This window comes from Roseomonas marmotae (assembly GCF_017654485.1).
Taxonomy (GTDB): Bacteria; Pseudomonadota; Alphaproteobacteria; order Acetobacterales; family Acetobacteraceae; genus Pseudoroseomonas; species Pseudoroseomonas marmotae.
Genome location: NZ_CP061091.1, coordinates 566417 through 586769, shown reverse-complemented (window position 1 = coordinate 586769; position 20353 = coordinate 566417). Strand labels below are relative to the sequence as shown.

The 20353-nt window shown below is 73.7% G+C and carries 20 protein-coding genes and 1 riboswitch; of the genes, 5 read left to right on the top strand and 15 right to left on the bottom strand.

Annotated features, from left to right (window positions below; all coding sequences use genetic code 11):
* Nucleotides 1-22 precede the first annotated feature (22 nt).
* The 4 genes from cobS to cobA all read right to left on the bottom strand — a co-directional run bounded on the left by cobS (nt 23) and on the right by cobA (nt 4170).
* Entirely contained in the window at nt 23-787 is a 765-nt protein-coding gene (gene cobS / locus IAI58_RS02760) for an adenosylcobinamide-GDP ribazoletransferase (protein ID WP_207447200.1), read from the bottom strand.
* Nucleotides 780-1808 carry a nicotinate-nucleotide--dimethylbenzimidazole phosphoribosyltransferase gene (gene cobT / locus IAI58_RS02755; RefSeq protein WP_207447201.1) on the bottom strand — a complete coding sequence of 343 codons (1029 nt, stop codon included), beginning with the start codon at nt 1806-1808 and terminating at the stop codon, nt 780-782. The genes cobS and cobT overlap by 8 nt, the downstream gene beginning before the upstream one ends.
* A 3-nt stretch (nt 1809-1811) precedes the next feature.
* Nucleotides 1812-3113 (bottom strand): cobyrinic acid a,c-diamide synthase CobB, encoded by a 1302-nt coding sequence (locus tag IAI58_RS02750; RefSeq protein WP_207447202.1) that lies wholly within the window; start codon nt 3111-3113, stop codon nt 1812-1814.
* A gap of 256 nt (nt 3114-3369) precedes the next feature.
* The gene (cobA, locus tag IAI58_RS02745) at nt 3370-4170 is read right to left on the bottom strand and encodes a uroporphyrinogen-III C-methyltransferase (protein WP_207447203.1); all 801 of its coding nucleotides are present in this window, start codon (nt 4168-4170) and stop codon (nt 3370-3372) included.
* A gap of 35 nt (nt 4171-4205) precedes the next feature.
* On the opposite strand from cobA, the gene IAI58_RS02740 reads away from it, so the two are divergent.
* Complete coding sequence (locus tag IAI58_RS02740; RefSeq protein ID WP_207447204.1) at nt 4206-5315, top strand: cobalt-precorrin-5B (C(1))-methyltransferase; 1110 nt, start codon at nt 4206-4208, stop codon at nt 5313-5315.
* Here IAI58_RS02740 and cobM read toward each other — a convergent pair.
* The 3 genes from cobM to cbiE are packed head-to-tail and all read right to left on the bottom strand — an operon-like array spanning nt 5279 to nt 7622.
* Nucleotides 5279-6043: a precorrin-4 C(11)-methyltransferase gene (gene cobM / locus IAI58_RS02735; RefSeq protein ID WP_207447205.1), complete on the bottom strand. Its 765-nt coding sequence runs from the start codon at nt 6041-6043 to the stop codon at nt 5279-5281. The genes IAI58_RS02740 and cobM overlap by 37 nt on opposite strands.
* The gene (locus tag IAI58_RS02730) at nt 6040-6411 is read right to left on the bottom strand and encodes a cobalamin biosynthesis protein (RefSeq protein WP_207447207.1); all 372 of its coding nucleotides are present in this window, start codon (nt 6409-6411) and stop codon (nt 6040-6042) included. Before IAI58_RS02730 ends, cobM begins: the two co-directional genes overlap by 4 nt.
* A complete protein-coding gene (gene cbiE / locus IAI58_RS02725; RefSeq protein WP_207447209.1) occupies nt 6408-7622 on the bottom strand; it encodes a precorrin-6y C5,15-methyltransferase (decarboxylating) subunit CbiE in 1215 nt (404 codons plus the stop codon). The genes IAI58_RS02730 and cbiE overlap by 4 nt, the downstream gene beginning before the upstream one ends.
* Here cbiE and IAI58_RS02720 point away from each other — a divergent pair.
* On the top strand, nt 7622-8356 hold the full coding sequence (locus IAI58_RS02720; protein WP_207447210.1) for a cobalt-precorrin-6A reductase: 735 nt from the start codon (nt 7622-7624) through the stop codon (nt 8354-8356). The two genes, cbiE and IAI58_RS02720, sit on opposite strands and share 1 nt — an antisense overlap.
* Before the next feature lie 311 nt (nt 8357-8667).
* Here the strand turns inward: IAI58_RS02720 and cobJ are convergent, their stop codons facing one another.
* The 8 genes from cobJ to IAI58_RS02680 all read right to left on the bottom strand — a co-directional run bounded on the left by cobJ (nt 8668) and on the right by IAI58_RS02680 (nt 17677).
* The gene (cobJ, locus tag IAI58_RS02715) at nt 8668-9438 is read right to left on the bottom strand and encodes a precorrin-3B C(17)-methyltransferase (protein WP_207447211.1); all 771 of its coding nucleotides are present in this window, start codon (nt 9436-9438) and stop codon (nt 8668-8670) included.
* Nucleotides 9438-10166 (bottom strand): precorrin-2 C(20)-methyltransferase, encoded by a 729-nt coding sequence (locus IAI58_RS02710; RefSeq protein ID WP_207447212.1) that lies wholly within the window; start codon nt 10164-10166, stop codon nt 9438-9440. The genes cobJ and IAI58_RS02710 overlap by 1 nt, the downstream gene beginning before the upstream one ends.
* Nucleotides 10163-10795: a precorrin-8X methylmutase gene (locus IAI58_RS02705; protein ID WP_207447213.1), complete on the bottom strand. Its 633-nt coding sequence runs from the start codon at nt 10793-10795 to the stop codon at nt 10163-10165. The genes IAI58_RS02710 and IAI58_RS02705 overlap by 4 nt, the downstream gene beginning before the upstream one ends.
* Nucleotides 10792-12039, bottom strand: a complete 1248-nt coding sequence (cobG, locus tag IAI58_RS02700) for a precorrin-3B synthase (RefSeq protein WP_272877184.1) — start codon at nt 12037-12039, stop codon at nt 10792-10794. The genes IAI58_RS02705 and cobG overlap by 4 nt, the downstream gene beginning before the upstream one ends.
* Nucleotides 12033-15374 carry a cobaltochelatase subunit CobN gene (gene cobN / locus IAI58_RS02695; protein ID WP_207447216.1) on the bottom strand — a complete coding sequence of 1114 codons (3342 nt, stop codon included), beginning with the start codon at nt 15372-15374 and terminating at the stop codon, nt 12033-12035. Before cobN ends, cobG begins: the two co-directional genes overlap by 7 nt.
* 4 nt (nt 15375-15378) lie before the next feature.
* Nucleotides 15379-16413: a cobalamin biosynthesis protein CobW gene (gene cobW / locus IAI58_RS02690; RefSeq protein ID WP_207447217.1), complete on the bottom strand. Its 1035-nt coding sequence runs from the start codon at nt 16411-16413 to the stop codon at nt 15379-15381.
* Nucleotides 16410-16811 (bottom strand): DUF1636 family protein, encoded by a 402-nt coding sequence (locus IAI58_RS02685; protein ID WP_207447218.1) that lies wholly within the window; start codon nt 16809-16811, stop codon nt 16410-16412. The genes cobW and IAI58_RS02685 overlap by 4 nt, the downstream gene beginning before the upstream one ends.
* Nucleotides 16812-16929: 118 nt before the next feature.
* A riboswitch (cobalamin riboswitch) is annotated at nt 16930-17121 on the bottom strand.
* A 313-nt stretch (nt 17122-17434) separates the two neighbouring features.
* Nucleotides 17435-17677 carry a DUF3297 family protein gene (locus IAI58_RS02680; RefSeq protein WP_207447219.1) on the bottom strand — a complete coding sequence of 81 codons (243 nt, stop codon included), beginning with the start codon at nt 17675-17677 and terminating at the stop codon, nt 17435-17437.
* Nucleotides 17678-17750: 73 nt separating this feature from the next.
* Between IAI58_RS02680 and cobU the strand changes: the two genes are divergently transcribed.
* The 3 genes from cobU to IAI58_RS02665 are packed head-to-tail and all read left to right on the top strand — an operon-like array spanning nt 17751 to nt 20322.
* Nucleotides 17751-18263, top strand: coding sequence for a bifunctional adenosylcobinamide kinase/adenosylcobinamide-phosphate guanylyltransferase (gene cobU / locus IAI58_RS02675; RefSeq protein ID WP_207447220.1), 513 nt, complete (start codon nt 17751-17753; stop codon nt 18261-18263).
* Nucleotides 18260-18862 (top strand): cob(I)yrinic acid a,c-diamide adenosyltransferase, encoded by a 603-nt coding sequence (gene cobO / locus IAI58_RS02670; RefSeq protein ID WP_207447221.1) that lies wholly within the window; start codon nt 18260-18262, stop codon nt 18860-18862. The genes cobU and cobO overlap by 4 nt, the downstream gene beginning before the upstream one ends.
* A complete protein-coding gene (locus IAI58_RS02665; protein WP_207447222.1) occupies nt 18862-20322 on the top strand; it encodes a cobyric acid synthase in 1461 nt (486 codons plus the stop codon). Before cobO ends, IAI58_RS02665 begins: the two co-directional genes overlap by 1 nt.
* Nucleotides 20323-20353 lie beyond the last annotated feature (31 nt).

Genomic DNA, 20353 nt, shown 5'->3' with positions numbered 1-20353 from the left:
CGCCAGGCGCCCCGGCCATTCCTCAGCCGGTCAGCGCGGCGGAGAGCACGACGAGCGCGGCGCATTCCCCCAGGCCGGCGCCGGCACCCAGCACGTCGCCGGTCTGGCCGCCGATCTGCCGCCGCGCCAGCCGCGCCAGCAGCAGGCCGCAGGCCAGGGCCGCCAGGATGGCCAGGAAGCCGGCACCGGGCGGCAGCAGGAGCAGCGCCGGCAGCACGGCCAGCAGCAGGCCGAGAATAAAAGGCCATGCCGCCGGGCGGCCCAGCCCGGCGGCCATGCCGTCCGGCCGCGCGGGCGGCAGCAGCCGCAGCAGCAGCAGGATCACGCCCCGCCCCAGCGCCGCCGCCGCGCCCCCGGCGGCGGCCAGGACCAGCACCCCGCCCGGCAGCGAGGCCAGGGCCGAGGCGCGCAGCCCCAGCACCACCACCAGCGCCAGCACGCCATAGCTGCCGATGCGGCTGTCGCGCATGATCTCCAGCTTGTGGGCGGTATCGCGGCCGCCGCCGAAGCCATCGGCCGTATCGGCCAGCCCGTCCTCATGGAAGCCGCCGGTCAGCAGCAGCGTGGCGCACAGCGCGCAGAGCGCCGCCACCAGCGGCGGCAGCCCCAGCCAGTGCCCCAGCCCCAGCAGCGCCCCCCCTGCCGCGCCGATGCCGAAGCCCACCAGCGGATAGGCCCAGATGCCGCGCGCGAAACCCGCCGCGCTGTCATGCTGCGGCAGCCAGCCGGTGGGCAGCCGCGTCAGCAGCCCCAGCGCGGCGGAGAGATCGGCCAGCAGGTCACGCATCGGCCGCCGTGCTGACCCCGGCCTGGGTGAAGGTGGCCATGCCGGCATGGCAGGCCAGGGCGGCGCGCAGGATCGGGATGGCCAGGGCGGCGCCCGAGCCCTCGCCCAGCCGCATGCCGAGATCCAGCAGCGGCGCCATGCCCAGCCGCCCCGTCAGCGCCCGGTGTCCATGCTCGGCCGAGGCATGGGCGATGATGGCATGGTCCAGCCCGCCCTCGGCCATCCGCGCCAGCGGCGCCACGGCGGCGGTGCAGACAAAGCCGTCCAGCAGCACCGGCACCCGGTGGCGGCGTGCGGCCAGCGCCGCGCCGAACATCGCCGCCATCTCCCGCCCGCCCAGCCGCCGCGCGGCTTCCAGCGGGTCGTCCAGCGCGGCGCCGTGGAAGGCGAGGGCGGCATCCACCGCCTCCCGCTTGCGGCGCAGCCCGGCATCGTCCACCCCTGTGCCGCGCCCGGCCCAGAAGGCGCCCGGGCTGGCCGCCCCATCGGCGCCGAAGAGCGCCGCCGCCATCGCCGCCCCGGCGGTGGTATTGCCGATGCCCATCTCGCCCAGGCAGAGCAGGTCCGTCTCCGGCCGCACGGCGTCATGGCCGGCCATGACGGCCGCCATGAACTCGGCCTCCGTCATGGCGGGGCCCGCGCAGAAATCGGCGGTCGGGCGCTCCAGCTCCAGCGGGATCACCCGCAGCTCCGCGCCGCCGAGGGCGGAGAGCTGGTTGATGGCGGCGCCGCCGGCCGCGAAATTCGCCACCATCTGCGCCGTGACGGAGGCCGGATAGGGCGAGACCCCGCGCGACACCAAGCCATGGTTGCCGGCGAAGACCAGCACGGCCACATGGTCCAGCCGCGGCATCGCCCGCCCCTGCCAGCGGCCGAGCCAGCCCGCCAGTTCCTCCAGCCGCCCCAGGCTGCCGGGCGGTTTCGTGAGCTGCGCCTGACGGGCGGCGACGGCGGCCCCGGCCGCGTCATCGGCGGGTGGCAGGGCGGCGCAGAGGGCGCGGATCTCCCCGAGTGTCTGCATGCTTCAGCCCTCCTGGCGCGCGATGACATGGAAGAAGCTGCCGGAGACCCGCCCGCGCCAGCCGCCGCCCGGTGGCAGGGCGGTGCCACTGGCATCCGCCAGATCCGCCAGCGGCAGGTCGGCACCGGGGTCGGTGACGCTGGCATAGTGGAATTCATGCCCCCGCAGCACCGTGCCCGCTGGGCCCAGGGCGCAATCCGCCCGCAGCCGCGCCTGCCGGTAGCCCAGGTTCATCTTCCGTCTGGCGAAGCTGGTGGCATGGCCCAGCAGCCCGGCCATTTCGTGCCGGGCGCCGCCGGCATCCTCCAGCCCCTGGCCCAGCACCATGAAGCCCCCGCATTCCCCATGGATACGACCGGCGAAGCCCCGCAACCCCGCCAGGAAGCGCCCCGCCGCGGCCAGCCGCCCCGCATGCAGCTCCGGGTAGCCGCCGGGCAGCCAGCAGGCATCGCAATCGGCCGGCGGTGGCTCATCCGCCAGAGGCGAGAAGGGCAGGATTTCCGCCCCCGCCCGTTGCCAGCCCGCCAGAACATGCGGATAGACGAAGCCGAAGGCCGCATCGGCCGCCAGCGCCACTCGCTGCCCGGGCGGCGGGAGGGCCATCGGCACCTCCTCCGCCCCCGCCAGCGGCGCCGCCAAGGCCTGGATGGCGTCGAGGTCGAGATGGGCCTCCGCCAGATCGGCCAGCTTCTCCAGGATCTCCGGCAGCCCCGGCAGTTCCCGCGCCTGCACCAGCCCGAGATGCCGCTCCGGCAGGGCGATGGCGGCCTCGCGCGACACGGCCCCCAGCACCGGCAGCCCCAGCGCCGCCATGGATCCTTCCACGCCAGCCCGGTGCCGCGCGCTGGCCAGCTTGTTCAGCACCACCCCGCCGACCCGCACGCCCGGATGATGGCAGGCGAAGCCCCGCGCCACGGCGGCGGCCGACTGCGACTGGCCCGAGACATCCAGCACCAGCAGCACCGGCAGGCCCCAGCGCCCCGCCAGATCGGCGGCGCTGCCCTGCCGCCCCGGTTCCTCCCCGGCGCCGTCGAACAGCCCCATCGAGGCCTCGATCAGCTTCAGCCCCTCGCCCGCCGCCAGCCCGTCCAGTAGCGCGGGCGGCATGGCCCAGCTGTCCAGGTTGACGCTGGGCGCGCCGGTCGCCGCCTCGTGGAAGGCGGGGTCGATATAGTCGGGGCCGGATTTCGCCGCCCGCACCCGCACGCCGCGCCGGCGCAGCGCCGCCAGCAGGGCTAGGGTGACGGTGGTCTTGCCGGAGCCCGAGCGGGGGGCGGCGATGATGAGGGCGCGCTGTTGCGTCATGGCCTGGACAGGGGGCGCCGCCCCCTGGACCCCTGCTGGGGGGATAGTATCCCCCCAGGCCCCGCCATCCATTCGGCAGGCCTGGTGCGCCGGAGGTCGTGGACCTCCGGCCACTGGTGGCGCAGCGCGCGAGGCCTCTTTTCAGCAAGTTTGAACGTGCTGGCGGCCAGCGCTCCGCTCTGGCTTCGGGGCTTCGAAGAAATTCGAAGCGGGGTCCGGGGTCCGGGGGGCAGCGCCCCTGGCAAGGGCCGGTTCTTCATGGCGCCAGCCTCTCCCGCATCGTCACCACTTCGCCGATGACGATCATCGCCGGGGAGGCAATGCCCTCCGCCCGCACCCGTTCCGTCAGGCTCTCCAGCGTCCCCACCACCACGCGCTGCCCGGGCAGGGTGCCGGATTCCACGGCGGCCGCGGGGGTGGCGGGGTTCATGCCGCCGGCCAGCAGGGCTGTCGTGATGGCTTCCAGCCGCCGCAGGGCCATGTAGAGCACGATCGGCTGGCCGAGCCGCGCGAGCGCGGACCAGTCCAGCCCGTCCTCGGCGTCGGCGGCGCCATGGCCGGTGGCCAGCACCACGGCGTGGTTGATGCCGCGCATGGTGGCGGGGATGCCGGCATGGGCCAGGGCCGCCAGCCCGGCGGTCAGGCCGGGTACCACGCGGAAGGGGATGCCGGCCGCGGCCAGGGCTAGGGCTTCCTCGCCCCCCCGGCCGAAGACATAGGGGTCTCCGCCCTTCAGCCGCAGCACGCGCCGGCCCTGGCAGGCCAGGGCGACGAGGGTAGCGGTGATGTCCTCCTGCGCGGAGGAGGGGCGGCCGCCGCGCTTGCCGGCGAAGATGCGCTCGGCCTGGGGCGGCGCCATGGCCAGCACGCGGGCGTCGATCAGGTCGTCATGGACAATGGCATCGGCCTGGGCCAGGCCGGCCAGGGCATCGAGGGTCAGCTGCCCCGGCGCGCCCGGCCCGGCGCCGGCCAGCCAGACATGGCCGGGCTCCAGGCGGGGGGCGGGGGTGCCGGTCAGCTCTTCCAGCAGGCGCAGGCGGTCGGTGGCGGTGGTCATGGTGTCAGGGGGGCGGCGGGTGTAGGAATGGGGGCGTGCCACAGGCCGAGACCGAACCGAACAGGCCGCTGCGCCATGGCTGGACCACCGGCGCCTGCGCCACGGCCGCCGCCAAGGCGGCCTGGGCGGCGCTGACGACCGGCCATTTTCCCGACCCCGTCGAGATCCGCCTGCCGCGCGGGGAGCGCCCGGCCTTCGCCCTGGCTGAAACCGGACTGGGCGATGGCAGCGCCATGGCGGCGGTGGTGAAGGATGCCGGGGACGATCCGGACGTGACCCATGGCGCCCTGGTGCGCGCCTGGGTACGGCGCGGGGCGCCCGGCAGCGGCGTGCATTTCGCGGCGGGGCCCGGGGTGGGCATGGTCACGCTGCCCGGCCTGCCCATCCCGCCGGGGGAGCCCGCCATCAACCCGGTGCCCCGCGCCATGGTCCGGTCGGCGCTGGAGGAGGTCTCGGGCGGGCCGGTGGATGCGCTGGTCACCATCGGCATCGACGATGGCGAGGAACTGGCGAAGCGCACCATGAACCCGCGCCTGGGCATCCTGGGCGGGCTCTCCGTGCTCGGCACCACGGGAGTGGTGGTGCCCTATTCCTGCTCGGCCTGGATCCATTCCATCCACCGGGGGGTGGATGTGGCGCGCGGCATCGGCCTCACGCATGTCGCGGGGGCGACGGGCGATGCCTCGGAACGCGCGGTGGCGCGGCTCTACGGATTGCCCGAGCAGGCGCTGATCGACATGGGCGATTTCGTCGGCGGCATGCTGAAATACCTGCGCGCGCATCCCATCCCGCACGTGACAGTGGCCGGGGGCATCGCCAAGATCACCAAGCTGGCGCAGGGCCGGCTGGACCTGCATTCCCGGCGCGGCACGGTGGACATGCAGGCCCTGGCCGCGCTGGCGCGGGAGCTGGGCGGGGATGAGGCGCTCGCCGCGCGCATCGCCGCCGCCAATACCACGCCCCAGGCCTTTGCCCATGCCGCTGCGGCTGGCATCGCGCTGGGGGATGCCGTGGCCGAACGCGCCCGCGCGGTGGCCGCCGCCGTGGTGGAAGGCAGCGGCATCGCGCTGGATGTCGTGATCTTCGACCGGGACGGCGCGCTGATCGGTCATGCCGGGTCGCCGCCCCTGAACCTGCGGCGGTAATCGGCGCTGTAGAGTGCGCTCTCCGCGAAATCCCCGTCATCCAGGCCGGGGCCGACCAGGATCAGCGCGGTGCGCTCCGCCGGTTCGGCGGCCAGTTTCTGCGCGATATCCGCCAGCGTGCCGCGCAGGATGCGCTGCTCCGGCCAGCAGGCCCGTACCACGATGGCGACGGGGCAATCGGCGCCATAGAAGGGCGTGAGCCGCGCCACGACGGAATCCAGCGCATGGATGGCCAGATGGATGGCGAGCGTCGCGCCGGTGGTGGCAAAACCTTCCAGCGTCTCGCCCGCCGGCATGGCGCTGGCGCGGCCGCTGATGCGCGTCAGCACCAGGGACTGCGCCCGCGCCGGCACCGTCAGCTCCTGCCCCAGCGCGGCGGCGGCGGCGGCGAAGGCTGGCACGCCGGGCGTGACGGTATAGGGGATGCCGAGGCGCTTCAGCCGCCGCAGCTGCTCCCCCATGGCGGACCAGACGGAGAGGTCGCCGGAATGCAGCCGCGCCACGTCCTGCCCCGCCCGATGGGCGCGGAGGAACTCGGCCTCGATGGCATCCAGGTCCAGGGGCGCGGTGTCGATGATGCGGGCGCCGGGCGGGCAATGTTCCAGCAGTGCGCGCGGCACCAGGGAACCGGCATAGAGGCAGACCGGGCAGGCGGCCAGCAGGTCGCGCCCCCGCAGGGTGATGAGGTCGGCGGCGCCCGGCCCGGCGCCGATGAAATGCACGGTCATGCCCCGCTTCCTGCCGCGACGGCGCAGGTGACACCAGCCCCAGCGATGCGGGGCCTGACCAGCGTGGCGCCCGGCCCCGCTGCCGCCAGGGCGCAGGCCTCGGCCACCGAGGCGAGGCCGGTGGCGCGCAGCGCGGCCTCCGACCGGGTGGGGCAGAGCGGCTGCATCTGTTCCAGCGCGGCGCGGGGCAGGAACAGCAAGGGCAGGCCCAGGCGCTCAGCCGCCCGCCGCAGGCCCGGCACGTCCCGCCGGAACTCCGGCGCGGCGAGATGCGTCAGCGCCGGCAGGCCGCGCACGGCCTCCGCCAGCAGCGCGAGGATATCCTCCGCCTCCGCCCCCGCGCGGCAGCCCAGCCCGGCGGCCATCATGGCTTCCAGGCCACGAGCTGCGTCACCGTCATGGCCGGGCGGAAGCCGTGGCGGGTGCCGATGGCATCCATCCGCTCCAGCCCGATCCGCGTCAGCCGCGCGCCAAGGCGGGCATGGCTGGCCAGGAACAGCGCCTCCGTCTCCACCGTCACGGCATTGGCCACCAGCCGCCCGCCAGACCTCAGCGCTGCCCAGGCGGCGTCCAGCACCGCCGCGTCACAGCCACCGCCGATGAAGACGGCATCCGGCGCCGGCAGCCCGGCCAGCCCTTCCGGCGCCGCGGCCTGCACCACCCGCAGTCTCGGCACGCCCAGCGCCAGCGCGTTGCGCGCCGCCCGCGCCGCGCGTTCCGGCTTCGGTTCCAGCCCGATGGCGCGATTGGCGGGGTGGCGGAGCATCCATTCGATGCCGACGGAGCCGGAGCCGCAGCCGATATCCCAGAGCAGCTCCCCCTGGCGCGGTGCCAGCGCCGCCAGGGTCATGGCGCGGATCTCTGCCTTGGTGATCTGCCCGTCATGCTCGAAGACGTCGTCGGGCAGGCCGGTGGAGAGCGGTAGCACCCGCGCGCCCGGCCCGGCCGCCACCTCCAGCGCCACCAGGTTCAGCGGGCCGGGGGAGAGGGAGAATGCCTCCGCCGTGGTGCTGGCGATGGCCTCGCGCGGGCCGCCCAGCGCCTCCAGCACATGCATCCGCGTCGGACCGAAGCCCAGGCGGTTCAGCAACTCCGCCAGCGCCCCCGGCGTGCCGCCATCGGCCGAGAGCGCCAGGATGCGCGCCCCCGGCTGCAGCAGCGCCCGCACCGGCTCCAGCGGCCGGCCACAGAAGGAGATCGTCGCGCAGTCCTGCCCTGGCCAGCCCAGCCGCGCGCAGGCCAGCGCGAAGGCCGAGGGCGCGGGGATGCACAGCATCTCCCCGGGTGGCACCAGCCCCGCCAGCACGCTGCCCACGCCGAAGCAGAAGGGATCGCCCGAGGCCAGCACCACCACCGGGCGCGGGCGGCAGGCCAGCAGGGCGGGATAGGCGCCGTCCATCGGGCTGGGCCAGGGCCGGGCCTCCCCCTGGATCAGCCCTTCCGCCAGCGACAGATGCCGCCTTCCGCCGTAAACCACCGCTGCCCCCCGCAGCAGGTCCCGCGCGGCGGGGGAGAGCCCGTTCACGCCATCCTCGCCGATACCCAGGATGGTCAGCCAAGGCGAGGAGGTCATCGGCATTGCGCGTCCTGCTGCTGGGCGGAACCACGGAGGCTTCGGCGCTGGCGCGCCTGCTGGCCGCCGATCCGCGCTTCCAGTCCGTCCTCTCGCTGGCCGGCGCCACCCGCGCGCCGCGCCCGCAGCCCATCCCCTGGCGCATCGGCGGCTTCGGCGGCATCGAGGGCCTGCGCCGCTACCTGGCCGAGGCGCGCATCCAGCTGCTGGTGGACGCCACGCATCCCTTCGCTGCACAGATGACGCGCCATGCCCTGGCCGCCGCCGGCCCCATCCCGCTGCTGCGGCTGGAACGCCCGGCCTGGCAGCCCGGGCCCGGCGACGACTGGCTGCGCGTGCCCGACATGCCATCCGCCGCCCAGGCGCTGGGCGAGGCCCCGCGCCGCGTGCTGCTGACCATCGGCCAGAAGGAACTGGAGCCCTTCCGCGCCGTGCCCCAGCATGACTACGTCATCCGCAGCGTGGACCCGCCCGATCCCGCCCACCTGCCGCCTGGGGCGGAGACCATCACGGAAACCGGCCCCTTCTCCCTGGAGGCCGAGCGTGCCCTGCTGGAAGGCCGGGACATCGAGGTCCTGGTGACGAAGAATTCCGGCGGCAGCGCCACGGCGGCGAAGCTGGCGGCGGCGCGGGAACGCGGCATCCCCGTCGTGATGATGGACCGGCCCGCGCCGCCCCCCGGGCTGGTGATGGTGGCGGATGCGGGGAGCGCGATGCGCTGGCTGGAAGGGTTTCTCTGAAGGTTCGGCCGGGGCCAGAGAGGGCGCCGCCCTCTCTGGACACACCCGCTGGGGGGACAGTGTCCCCCCAGGCCCCGCCATCCATTTGGTGCTGGTGGAATGGTGGTTCCGCCGGAGGTCGATGACCTCCGGCGACTGCGGCCTCAGCCAGCGTGGCCCTTTCTGAAGATCTTGAACGCGCCTGCGGCCCACACCGCGCTTTGGCGCCGAGCCCCTGGAAAAACCCGAAGCGGGGTCCGGGGTGGACTTTCCACCCCGGCGGGGGTGTCCAGAGGGGGCAGCGCCCTCTCTGGCCCCGGCTTCCGGCACAATCACGGCGCCCCTTCCGTTGCCACGCTGCGCGGCGAATAGACCCAGGGCGCGTCGCTCCCCGGCCGTTCCAGCACGCGGGTCGCGGCGGTGCCGATCATCACCAGGGTGCGCATATCGGCCTGGGCGGGGTCGGCGCTCACCAGGGGCTGGACGGTGATGCGTTCGTCCGGGCGTGTCACGGCGGTAGCGAAGATCACGGGCGTCGCGGGCGGCAGGTATTGGCGCAGCAGGGTCAGCGCCGCGCCGAGTTGCCAGGGCCGGGCGCGGGAGAGCGGGTTGTAGAGGGCCATGACGAAGCCCCCCAGCGCCGCCGCCTTCAGCCGATGTTCGATGACCGGCCAGGGCTTCAGGTTGTCGGACAGCGAGATGGCGCAGAAGTCGTGGCCCAGCGGCGCGCCGATGCGCGCGGCGGCGGCGAACATGGCGGAGATGCCGGGCAGGACGCGGATCTCCAGCATCCGCCAGGCAGGGTCGCCCTGTTCCAGTGCCTCGAAGACCGCGCTGGCCATGCCGAAGACCCCGGCATCGCCGCCGGAGACGACGGCCACCTTCGCGCCGGCCTGGGCCAGCATCAGGGCGTGCCGGGCGCGGTCCAGCTCCACCCGGTTGTCGGAGGCGTGGCGGAAGAGGCCGGGGCGCGGCGGCACGCGGGCGACATAGGGAGCATAGCCGACGAGGTCGGTGGCCTCGGCCAGGGCGGCTTCCACTTCCGGCGTGCGCAGGGCGGCATCGCCGGGGCCGAGGCCGAGGATGGTGAGGCTGCCGGGCATCATCGGGCGCCCTGCCGCCCGGGGATGAGGAGGAGGGAGAAATAGGGCGCCGGGCTGTCGTCGCGCTGCGCCAGCGGGATGACCTGACCGCCTTCCATCGTGCCGCGTTCCACGTACAGGGCGCGGCCGGTCAGGCCCAGTTCCTCCAGGATGCCGCGCAGCCGGGGCAGGTGGCGGCCGAGCTTCATGACGACGGCGGCTTCCGCCTGCCGCAGCCGGGCGGCGAGGGTCTCGCTGTCCAGCGTGGCGGGCAGCACCATCAGCGTATCGTCGCCATGCACCATCGGCGCCTGGGCCAGGGACCAGCAGCCGGACATGGCGGTGATGCCCGGCACCACCTGCACGGGGTGGCGGTGGCGCAGCCGGTCGAAGGGATACATGGCGGAGCCGTAGAGGAAGGGATCGCCCTCGCAGAGCAGGGCCACGTCCTGCCCGGCGGCGAGGCGGGCGGACAGCGCCTCGGCGCAGCGGTCGTAGAAGCCGGCCATCTCGATGAGGTAGCGCGGGTCCTCCACCGGCAGGTCGGTGGTGAAGGGGTAGTCGAAGCGTAGTTCTTCCGCCGCCGGGTTCAGGTGCGGCGTGGCGATGCCGCGGGCATGGCCGGGCCGCCCGCGCTTGGCGAAGAAGGCAAAGACCGGTGCGGCGCCGAGGATGCGCGCCGCCTTCAGCGTCACCAGTTCCGGATCGCCGGGGCCGAGGCCGAGGATATGCAGGGTGCCCGAACTCATTCCGCCTCGCTCGCCAGGGCATTGACGGCGGCGACGGCCATGGCGCTGCCGCCGAGCCGCCCTTCCACGATCATCCAGGGAATACGGTTGTCTTCCGCCAGGGCCTGCTTGGATTCCGCCGCGCCGACGAAGCCCACGGGCAGGCCGATGACGGCGGCGGGCGGTGGCGCGCCACGGTCCAGCAGGTCCAGCAGGTGGAAGAGCGCGGTGGGCGCATTGCCGATGGCGACGACGGCGCCGCCCATCCTCTCCCCCCAGAGCTCCAGCGCGGCGGCGGAGCGGGTATTGCCGATGGACTTCGCGAGATCCGGCACGCGCGGGTCGTCCAGCAGGCAGAGCACCTCGTTGTCCGCCGGCAGGCGGGGGCGGGTGATGCCATGCGCCACCATCTTGGCATCGCAGAGGATGGGCGCCCCGGCCAGCAGCGCCTGCCGCGCGGCATGGGCGAAGCCGGGGGCGAAGCGGATGCGTTGCGCGACTTCCACCATGCCGCAGGCATGGATGACGCGCACGGCCACGCGCGCTTCCTCAGGGCTGAAGCCGGAGAGGTCGGCCTCGGCGCGGATGGTGGCGAAGGATTGCCGGTAGATGGCGGCGCCGTCGCGGATGTAGTCGCTGCGGTTGGTCATGGTCGTTCGAGCACCGCCAGGGCTTGTTCGAGGGTCAGGCCGGTGGCGACGGGCCTGTCGCTGGCGCGGCCATTGCGGATGACGGCGAAGCCGCCGGGGCCGCCCAGCAGGGTGACGGGCGCCGCGCCGGGATGCGCGCAGCCTTTGGCGCAACCGGAGAGATGCAGCAAGCCCGGGATGCCGGCCCCCGCCAACCGCGCCGCCACGGCGCGGGTTTCGATGGCCGCGCGTGGGCAGCCGGGCGCGCCGGTGCAGGTGACGATCCGCAGCCGCGCATCCCCGGGCGCCGTGATCAGCCCCAGCGCCGCCGCCTCGCCGGCATCGGCCAGGCCCGGCAGCAGCAGGGCGCGCCAGGGCGTCAGGCGCAGAGTGCCATCCCCCCGCCGCTCCGCCAGATCGGCCAGGGCCGAGAGCTGTTCCGCGCGCAACTGCCCGAAGGCGGGGGACACCCCCAGCACAGGGCCGGGCAGCAGGCCCACCGCCTGGGGCGGAGCGATGTGCGGGGTGGCATCGGGCAGCGGTTGCAGCCCCAAGGCGGCCAGGATGGCGGCGGCTCCCTGCGCCGCCACGGCCTGATGCATCCGCCGCGCCGGGGCCAGGGAGAGGAAGAGATGCGCCAGCCCCGTGGCAACGGCCACGGCCTGGGTGGGCGTGCAGCGGGCCAGGGCATCGCCGCCGCCCAGGCGCAGTTCCACGGCCCCGCCGGCGGTCTGGCGCAGGCGGATGTCGGTGCTTTCGCTGGAGAGCGGCAAGAGCCCGCCGCCATCCACCAGCGCGCCGAACTTGGCGGGCAGCGCGGGCCAGCCCGCCATGGCGTCTTCCAGCGCCGCCACCAATGCGGCCGTGCCGGGGGCGATACCGGCATCCAGCCCCAGCAAAGGCGGCGCCATCAGGTTGCGGCCGCGCTCCACCGCCGGGTCGGGATGGGCGAGGCCCGCCGCCAGCATCGCCTCCGCGAAAACCCTGGCGCCGTCAGGCGAGAAGCCGCGCGGCTGCAGATTGGCGCGTTGTGTCAGGTCGATGGCACCATTGCCATGCCGCGTGGCGGCCTCGGCCAGGGCGCGCGCCTGGGCCGCCGTCAGGCAGGCCGCACGCGGCTTTACGCGCAGCAGCAGCCCGTCGCCGGATTCCATCGGTTCATAGAGGCTGGGGCACCACCCGCGCCGCGCCGAACTCCCAGCGGGGTCCGGGGTGGACTTCCCGCCCCGGCCGGGGTCTGGGGGCAGCGCCCCCGGCCTTACCACCTCGCCACCTCGGCGGCGATGCTGTTGCGGCGCGGCTGCCACAGCCCCTGGCGCAGCGCCCCGGCGAAGGCATGGCGCATCCCCGCCAGGGCCTCCGGGTTCTCGCGTTCGAGAAAGGCCAGGACCTCAGGCGTGCCGAGCGTGGCCTCGAAGACCAGGTCGAACTGCCGGTCCAGCCGCTGGGGCAGGGTGGCGGCGAAAGCGTGCAGACTGTGGATCGGCCGGGCGATCTCGGCCGCACCGCGATAGCTGTGGCGCATCATGCCGGCGATCCAGGCGGGATTGGCGGCGCGGCCGCGCACCACGCGCGCGATTTCCTCCACCAGCGCGCGGCTGCGAGGGGATGCCGGCTTGCTGGTGTCGAGGTGATAGAGCGCGGGCGCGCCGCCCAGGACGCGCGCCGCGGCCGCGAAGCCGCCTTCATGCGCGGCGAAGTCCGGGCTGTCGAGCAGGTCGGTCTCGGCATGGTCCTGCAGGTGCAGGAAGGCATCGGCTGCGCGGATGCGCTCGGCCAGCCCGGCCTGATCGGCCGCGCCGTCCAGCCCCTGGCCATAGGCGCTGGCCGAGCCGGACAGATAGGCCGCGCCGGCATCCTGCCAGGACTGGCCTGAGAGCCCGGCATCCACCCCCGTGCCATAGGCACCCGGCGCGGCGCCGTAGATGCGCGTGATGGCCCGGCGCAGCGCGGCGCCCTCCAGCCCCCGCGCGGCGCCCGCCAGCGGGTTCCAGTCCGCTGCCTCATCGCGCGCGGCGATGGCGCGTACGGCCTCGTCGAACAGCGCGATCTGATCCGAAAAACTGTCGCGGAACAGGCCGGAGATGCGCAGCGTCACGTCGATGCGGGGGCGGTCCAGCAGCGCCAGCGGCAGGATCTCGATGCCGCTGACACGGGCTGAACCGTCATCCCAGACGGGCCGCGCGCCCAGCAGCAGCAGGGCAAGGGCAAAATCCTCGCCGCCGGTACGCAGGGTGGTGCTGCCCCAGAGGTCCAGCACCAGGGCGCGCGGATACTCCCCATGGTCCTGCAGATGGCGGCGCAGCAGTTCCGCCGCCGCCTTTTCCGCGAGGTTCATGGCGGAGCGGCTGGGGATGGCGCGGGGGTCCACGGCATAGAGGTTGCGGCCGGTGGGCAGTACATCGGCGCGCCCGCGCGTGGGAGCACCGGCCGGACCGGGCTGGATGAAGCGCGCATCCAGCGCCGCCAGCACCGCCCGCCGCTCGGCCTCCGCGCAGGCATCCAGGCGCGGGGCGAGATCCGCCACGCCGGGACTGGCGGCTTGCAGCGCGGCCAGCAGCGCATCCCGGCCGGCGGGCGGGCGGCCCAGCACATGCAGGCCGTCGCGGATCTGCAATTCCTTCACGTCGCAGAGCCAGGCATCCAGCCGCGCCAGGGTTTCCTCCTCCGGCAGGCCGGGGGGAATGGCGCTTTCGGCCAGCAGCCCGCTCTCCTCCGCGCGGGTGAGGATGTCCTGGCGCAGCAGGGCGGTGCGGCGGGCATCCAGCCCGTCGGCGGCGGCATATTCGTCGATCAGCCGCTCCAGCTCGGCGGCGGGGCCGTGGTTTCCGGCGGATTTCAGCGGCGGCGTCAGATGGCCGATGGTGACGGCGCCCAGGCGGCGGCGGGCGAAGGCGGCCTCGCCGGGGTTGTTGACGATGAAGGGATAGATCACCGGCAGCCCGCGCGTCAGCGCGGCCGGGGCGCAGGCTTCCGAGAGCGCGACCGCCTTGCCCGGCAGCCATTCCAGCGTGCCATGCGTGCCGAGATGCAGCAGCGCATGTGCACCATATCGCTGCCGCAGCCACAGGTAGAAGGCCAGATAGGCATGGCGCGGCGGCAGGTCGGGATCGTGGTAGCTGGCGCGCCGGTCCTTCGCCAGCCCGCGATCCGGCTGCAAGGCCAACAGCATGTTCTTCGCGTGCCAGTGGCGCAGGGTGAAGCCATCCGGCGTCAGCGCCGGGTCTGCTTCCGGCGCGCCCCAGGCGGCTTGCACGGCATCACGCAGCGGTGCCGGAAGGGCCGAAAAAAGTTCTTTGTAGTCCTGCAGGTTCAGGAAAGCCGTGGCGGGTGCGGCGGTCAGTGCCCGCACCAGTTCGCTGCTGTCCGGCCTATCGGTTGCATAACCGGCCGCGTGCAGGTCCCGCAGCAGCGCGGCAAGGCTGGCAAAGGAGTCCAGCCCCACCGCATGTCCGGCCTGCCCCGCGCCCGCTGCGCCGGGATAGTCGGAGAGGATGATGGCCAGCCGCCGGCCCGCCGCGGGTGCGGCGCGGAGCCGGGCCCAGCCCGCCGCGCGGTCCGCCGCCAGGGCGATGCCCTCGGCGCAGGGTTGCAGGCGGGTCGGGCTGAAATCGAGGCCCGGCAGCGGCGCCGCTTCGGCCTTGAAGCCGATGACGGTGGTGGGCAGCCTTCCATCCAGTTCCGGCAGCACCACCTGCATGGCGAGATCGGCCTGCGACAACCCGCGCGAGGAACCCGCCCAGGCCGCGCGCGGCGCGCCGGAGAGCATGAGTTGCAGCACCGGCACCCCGGCGGCATCCAGCGGCGAGGCATCCTGCTGGCGGGCGGAAAAGGCCGTGGCGTTCAGCACCACCGCCGGCGGCCGCCGCCCCAGTTCCGCCGCGATGAAGCGCGCGGCGTCCCCCTCCTTCAGGCTGGCGGCGAAGAAACCGCGCGGGTTCAGCCCGCGTGCCGCCAGGGCTTTTGCCAGTTCGCGCATCGGCGCGATGTCATCGGCCAGCAGGTGGGAGCGGTAGAAGACGATGGCGGCATCCGGCCCTTCCGCCGTCACGCCGAAATCATGCTTGCCGAAGCCGGGCAGCGGCGCGGGGTCGCTCTCCGGCGCTTCGGCCAGCCCGGCGGCACTGGCCGCCAGTTGCAGCGCCGCCGCCCAATGCGCGGCGCCACCATGGCGGCAGCAGGCTTCCAGCCGCGCCAGCAGCGCGGGTTCCATGGTGGAGAGCGCGGCCAGCCGGTCATCCGGCCGGCCCTCCCCCGGCAGCAGCGCCAGGGGAATGCCCTGGGCGCGGCAGAGCGCAGAAACCTCCTCGGCGCCGTAGCGCCAGTAGTCCAGGCCGCCCAGCAGGCGGATGACGATGGCGCGGGCGCCCGCCAGCACCTGCTCGGCATAGAGATCGACCGACATGGGGTGGCGCAGCCTGGCCAGGCTGGCCAGCCGCAGCGTCGGGCGCGGCTCCGGCAGGGTGGACCAGCCCGCCGCCGCCGCCGCGAGGTCGCTGTCGCTGAAGGAGAGCAGCACCAGATCCGCCGGCGCGTGACCGAGGTCCACCGCCTGCTCGGCGGCGTCCAGGCTCAGCGTCTCGCGCGGCAGCAGGTGCATGGCGCTATCCGGCGATGGCGGCGGCGATGGCCGGCTTGTCCAGCCCGGCCTGGCCGATCACCACCAGATGCCCCTCCCGCGCTTCGCCGGGCGCCCAGGGGCGGTCGAAATGATGGCGGAAGCGCGTGCCCACGCCCTGCACCGCCAGCCGCATCGGCTTGCCGGGCAGGCTGACAAAACCCTTCATGCGCAGGATGTCGTGCTCCGCCGCCACCCGCGCCAGCTTTTCCACCAGGGCCTCGGCGCTGGCGACTTCCGGCAGCGGCACGACGAAACTGTCGAAATCGTCGTGCTCGTGGTCATCGGCGCCGTCGTGGTGGGAGGGGCGGGCGGCGAGGTCGTCCTCCGCCGCGGCGCCCAGGCCCAGCAGCACGGCGATGTCCAGCGCGCCTTCCCGCGCCGCCACCACCTTCACCTGCCGGGGCAGATGCGCGGCGATCTCCGCCCGCAGCCTCGCCACGGCATCCTCGTCCAGCAGGTCGGCCTTGTTCAGCACCACGAGGTCGGCGGCGCCGAGCTGGTCCTCGTAGACTTCCGCCAGCGGATTGTCGTGGTCCAGGTTGTCATCCGCCGCGCGCTGGGCCTCCACCGCCACCGGGTCGTCGGCGAAGCGGCCATCGGCCACGGCGGGGCCGTCCACCACCGTCACCACGCCATCCACCGTGACGCGGGAGCGGATGCCCGGCCAGTTGAAGGCCTTGATCAGCGGCTTCGGCAGCGCGAGGCCGGAGGTCTCGATCAGGATGTGCTCCGGCGGCTCCGGCCGGTCCAGCAGCGCGGTCATGGTCGGCAGGAAGTCGTCCGCCACGGTGCAGCAGATGCAGCCATTGGCCAGCTCGACGATATTCTCCTCCTCGCAGCCGGGGATGCCGCAGGATTTCAGCAGGTCGCCATCGATGCCGAGGCTGCCGAACTCATTGACGATGATGGCGATGCGCCGCCCCGCCGCCTGCGCCATGACATGCCGCACCAGCGTGGTCTTCCCGGCGCCGAGGAAGCCGGTGACGATGGTGGCCGGCACCTTTTCGAGTTTGCTCACGACTGGGGCTCCATCAAGGAAGGGATGCGGCCGAGCACGACCGAACGCAGGGAGGCAGGGCGGCGGGAGGGCAGGACCGCCCCGCTGCCGCTGGCGGCATAGGCGGCGCCATAGGCCAGCAGGTCGGCGGCATGGGAGAGGTCGAGCCGCCCCAGCAGATAGCCCCATTTGCCCGGGGCCGTCATGGCGGCGGTGCAGCCATGGTCGCAGGCGGCCAGGCACTTCACGGCGCGCAGCTCGACCGGCGGTGCTTCCAGGCCCTCAAGCTGCGCGGCCACGGCGTCATGCAGATGGCGGCCGGGCGGCACCTCGCCCTCGGCCAGCGGACGGCCGGCGCGGCAGGTGACGCAGATATGCAGCACGGGCCTCGGCGCCCTGTCCTGTTCAGCCTCGTGCAAGGGGCACCTCACTCATGTCCATGAGGTGCCGACCGCCCGGGCGCGCAGGCGCCGGGGTCCACGCCCGGCGGCCCCGCCGCCCGGCGCTTCTGCCATCCGGGGCACCCCGCCCGGCGGCACGATCTCACGGGTGATGGCAGGTCTCCTGGCTCGCGGATCCGGCGCATCCCGCCTGGCCTTCCCGAGGATCGCTCCCCAGTGGCACGGGCGGCGGAATGCTCTCCGCTTACAGTTGCGGGGGCAGCCGCGGTGTCGCACCGCGTTCCCTTTTCACCTTCCTCGCGGAAGGACCATCAATGCCGGCAGGGTTAGGGCGGGGGGGAGGGGCTGTCAAACCTTATGCCGGGGGCCGGAGAGGCTCTGCCCCTCCGGGCCACCCCAGGTCCCGCTTCGGGTTTTGGGTGCGGCCTGAACAGCCATGGCGCGCGAGGCCACGGGGCCGGTTTCACTGAAACGGCCAAGCGGGCCGAACCCGCAGTCGCCGGAGGTCCATGACCTCCGGCGGAACCCCGTGCCACAGGAGCAAAACGGATGGCGGGTTCTGGGGTGGCACTGTCACCCCAGCTCGGGACAAAGGCTTTGCCTTTGCCCGGGGGTTCCAAGGGGGCGGAGCCCCCCTGGCCTCAGGTCGCGTCGCGGAAGTAGGGCTCGACCGTCCCGGTCACCTTCATGGTCAGCGGGCGGCCCTTGCGGTCCAGCGCCTTGCCGACGGCCAGCCGCACCCAGCCTTCGCTGACGCAGTATTCCTCGACATTGTTCTTCTCGACGCCCTTGAAGCGGATGCCGATGCCGCGCTCCAGCAGGGCCTCGTTGTAGTAGGGGCTGCTCGGGTCGTTCGAGAGGCGGTCGGGCGGGGTATCGGACATGGGGGTTGCCTCCTGCGTCGGTTCAGGCCGGGTGATAGCCAGCCCGGCCTGCTTTCGGCTAGTCCTGGCTGCCATGAGCATCACTCTGGTTCTGGGGGGCGCCCGTTCCGGCAAGTCCCGGCATGCGGAGGCGCTGGTGGCCCGCCACCCCGCCCCCTGGGTCTATCTGGCCACCGCCGAGGCCTGGGATGAGGAGATGCGCGCCCGCATCGCCGAGCACCGCGCCCGCCGGGGGCCGGAATGGCAGACGGTGGACGCGCCGCTGGGCCTGCCGGTGGCGCTGGCGGCGGCGGGGGCGCGCCCGGTGCTGGTGGATTGCCTGACGCTCTGGCTGACCAACCTGATGCTGGGCGGGCGGGACGTGGAGGCCGCGACGGCGGCGCTGGAGGCGGTGCTGGCCGCCCGTGCCGCGCCCACGGTGCTGGTGGCCAATGAGGTGGGCCTGGGCATCGTGCCGGAGACGCCGCTGGGCCGGGCCTTCCGGGACAAGGCGGGGGTGCTGAACCAGCGGATCGCCGCGCGGGCGCAGCATGTGCATTTCATCGCGGCCGGCCTGCCGCTGCTGCTGAAGGGAGAATTGCCGTGACCGGGGAGGAGGCTGCGCGGCATCGCGAGAAGATGCAGAAGCGCAAGGCGGTGCAGGATGCCGAGGTCGCCGGCAAGACGATCGAGAAGGGCCTGCTGATGGTCCATACGGGCGCCGGCAAGGGCAAGAGCACGGCGGCATTCGGGCTGGCGCTGCGGATGCTCGGGCGTGGACGCTCGGTGGGGGTGGTGCAGTTCATCAAAGGCGCCTGGAGCACCGGGGAGCGCACGCCGCTGGAGGCCATGCCGGGGCTGGAATGGCACAGCATGGGCGAGGGCTTCACCTGGGAGACCCAGGACCGGGAGCGGGACGTGGCCGCCGCCCGCCGCGCCTGGGGCAAGGCGCTGGAGCTGATGCAGCGGCCGGGCCTGGGGCTGCTGGTGCTGGACGAGCTGTGTATCGCGCTGCGCTACGAATACCTGCCGGTGGAGGAGGTGGTGGCCGCGCTGGTGGCACGCCCGCCCGCCTTGCATGTGGTCGTGACGGGCCGCAACGCACCGCCCGCGCTGACCGAGGCCGCCGACCTCGTGACCGAGATGAAACTGATAAAACATCATTTCGCGGCGGGGGTGAAGGCGCAGGAAGGGATCGAGTTCTGATGGCCCGTGCCTTGATGTTGCAAGGCACAGGCAGCAGCGTCGGCAAATCCCTGCTGGTGGCGGGCCTGGCGCGGGCGCTGACCCGGCGCGGGCTGCGGGTGCGGCCCTTCAAGCCGCAGAACATGTCCAACAACGCCGCCGTGACACCCGATGGCGGCGAGATCGGCCGCGCCCAGGCCTTGCAGGCACGCGCGGCGCGCGCGGCGCCCAGCGTGCACATGAACCCCGTGCTGCTGAAGCCGCAGAGCGAGGTGGGCGCGCAGGTGGTCGTGCAGGGGCGCGTCCATGCCACGGTCCGGGCGCGCGAATACCAGGCGATGAAGCCCTCGCTGCTGCCCTTCGTGCTGCAGAGTTTTGCGCGGTTGCGGGAAGAAGCCGATATCGTGCTGGTGGAGGGCGCGGGCTCGGCCTCCGAGATCAATCTGCGCGCGGGCGACATCGCCAATATGGGTTTTGCCTGTGCGGCGGATGTGCCGGTGGTGCTGGTGGGGGATATCGACCGAGGCGGGGTGATCGCCAGCCTTGTTGGCACGCGGCATGTCGTGGCCGAGGCGGACGCGGCCATGATCCGCGGCTTCATCGTCAACCGGATGCGCGGCGACCTCTCGCTGTTCGCCGAAGGCATGGCGGAGATCGCACGCCGCACCGGCTGGGCGCCGCTGGGGCTGGTGCCCTTTTTCGACGGCGCACGCCGCCTGCCGGCCGAGGACGCGCAGGACCTGCTGGAGAGCATCGGTCCGTCGCAGCAGGGCAAGCCCTGCGTGGCGGTGCCGCTGCTGCCGCGCATCTCCAATTTCGACGACCTCGACCCCCTGGCCGCCGAGCCCGGCATCGACCTGCGCCTGCTGCGCCCCGGGCAGCCCATCCCGGCCGGGGCGGCGCTGGTGATCCTGCCGGGCTCCAAATCCACCATCGCCGATCTGGCGGCGCTGCGGCGGGAGGGCTGGGATATCGACATCCTCGCGCATCGCCGGCGCGGGGGCGCGGTGCTGGGGCTCTGCGGCGGCTACCAGATGCTGGGCCGGCGCATCGCCGACCCCGAGGGCGCGGAAGGCCCGCCGGGGGAGGTGCCGGGCCTCAGCCTGCTGGAGGTGGAGACGGTGCTGGCGGGCGAGAAGCGGCTGGAGGCGGTACGGGGCAGCAGCCTCGCCGATGGCGTGCCCTTCGAGGGCTACGAGATGCATATCGGCCGCACCACCGGGGCGGATACCGCGCGGCCCCTGCTGCGGCTGGCGGATGGGCGGCTGGATGGCGCCAGCTCCGCCGATGGCCGTGTGGCCGGCACCTATGCCCATGGCCTCTTCGGGCATGACGGGCAGCGCGCCGCCTGGCTGGCGCGGCTGGGCGCCGCCGCCGCGCCGCGCAGCCATGAGGCGGAGGTGGAGGCCGCGCTGGATGGCCTGGCCGCGCATCTGGAGCGGCATGTGGATATCGGCGCGCTGCTGGGCATGGCGCGCTGAGCCGGCGGGCGGATGATCCGCCCGCCGACGG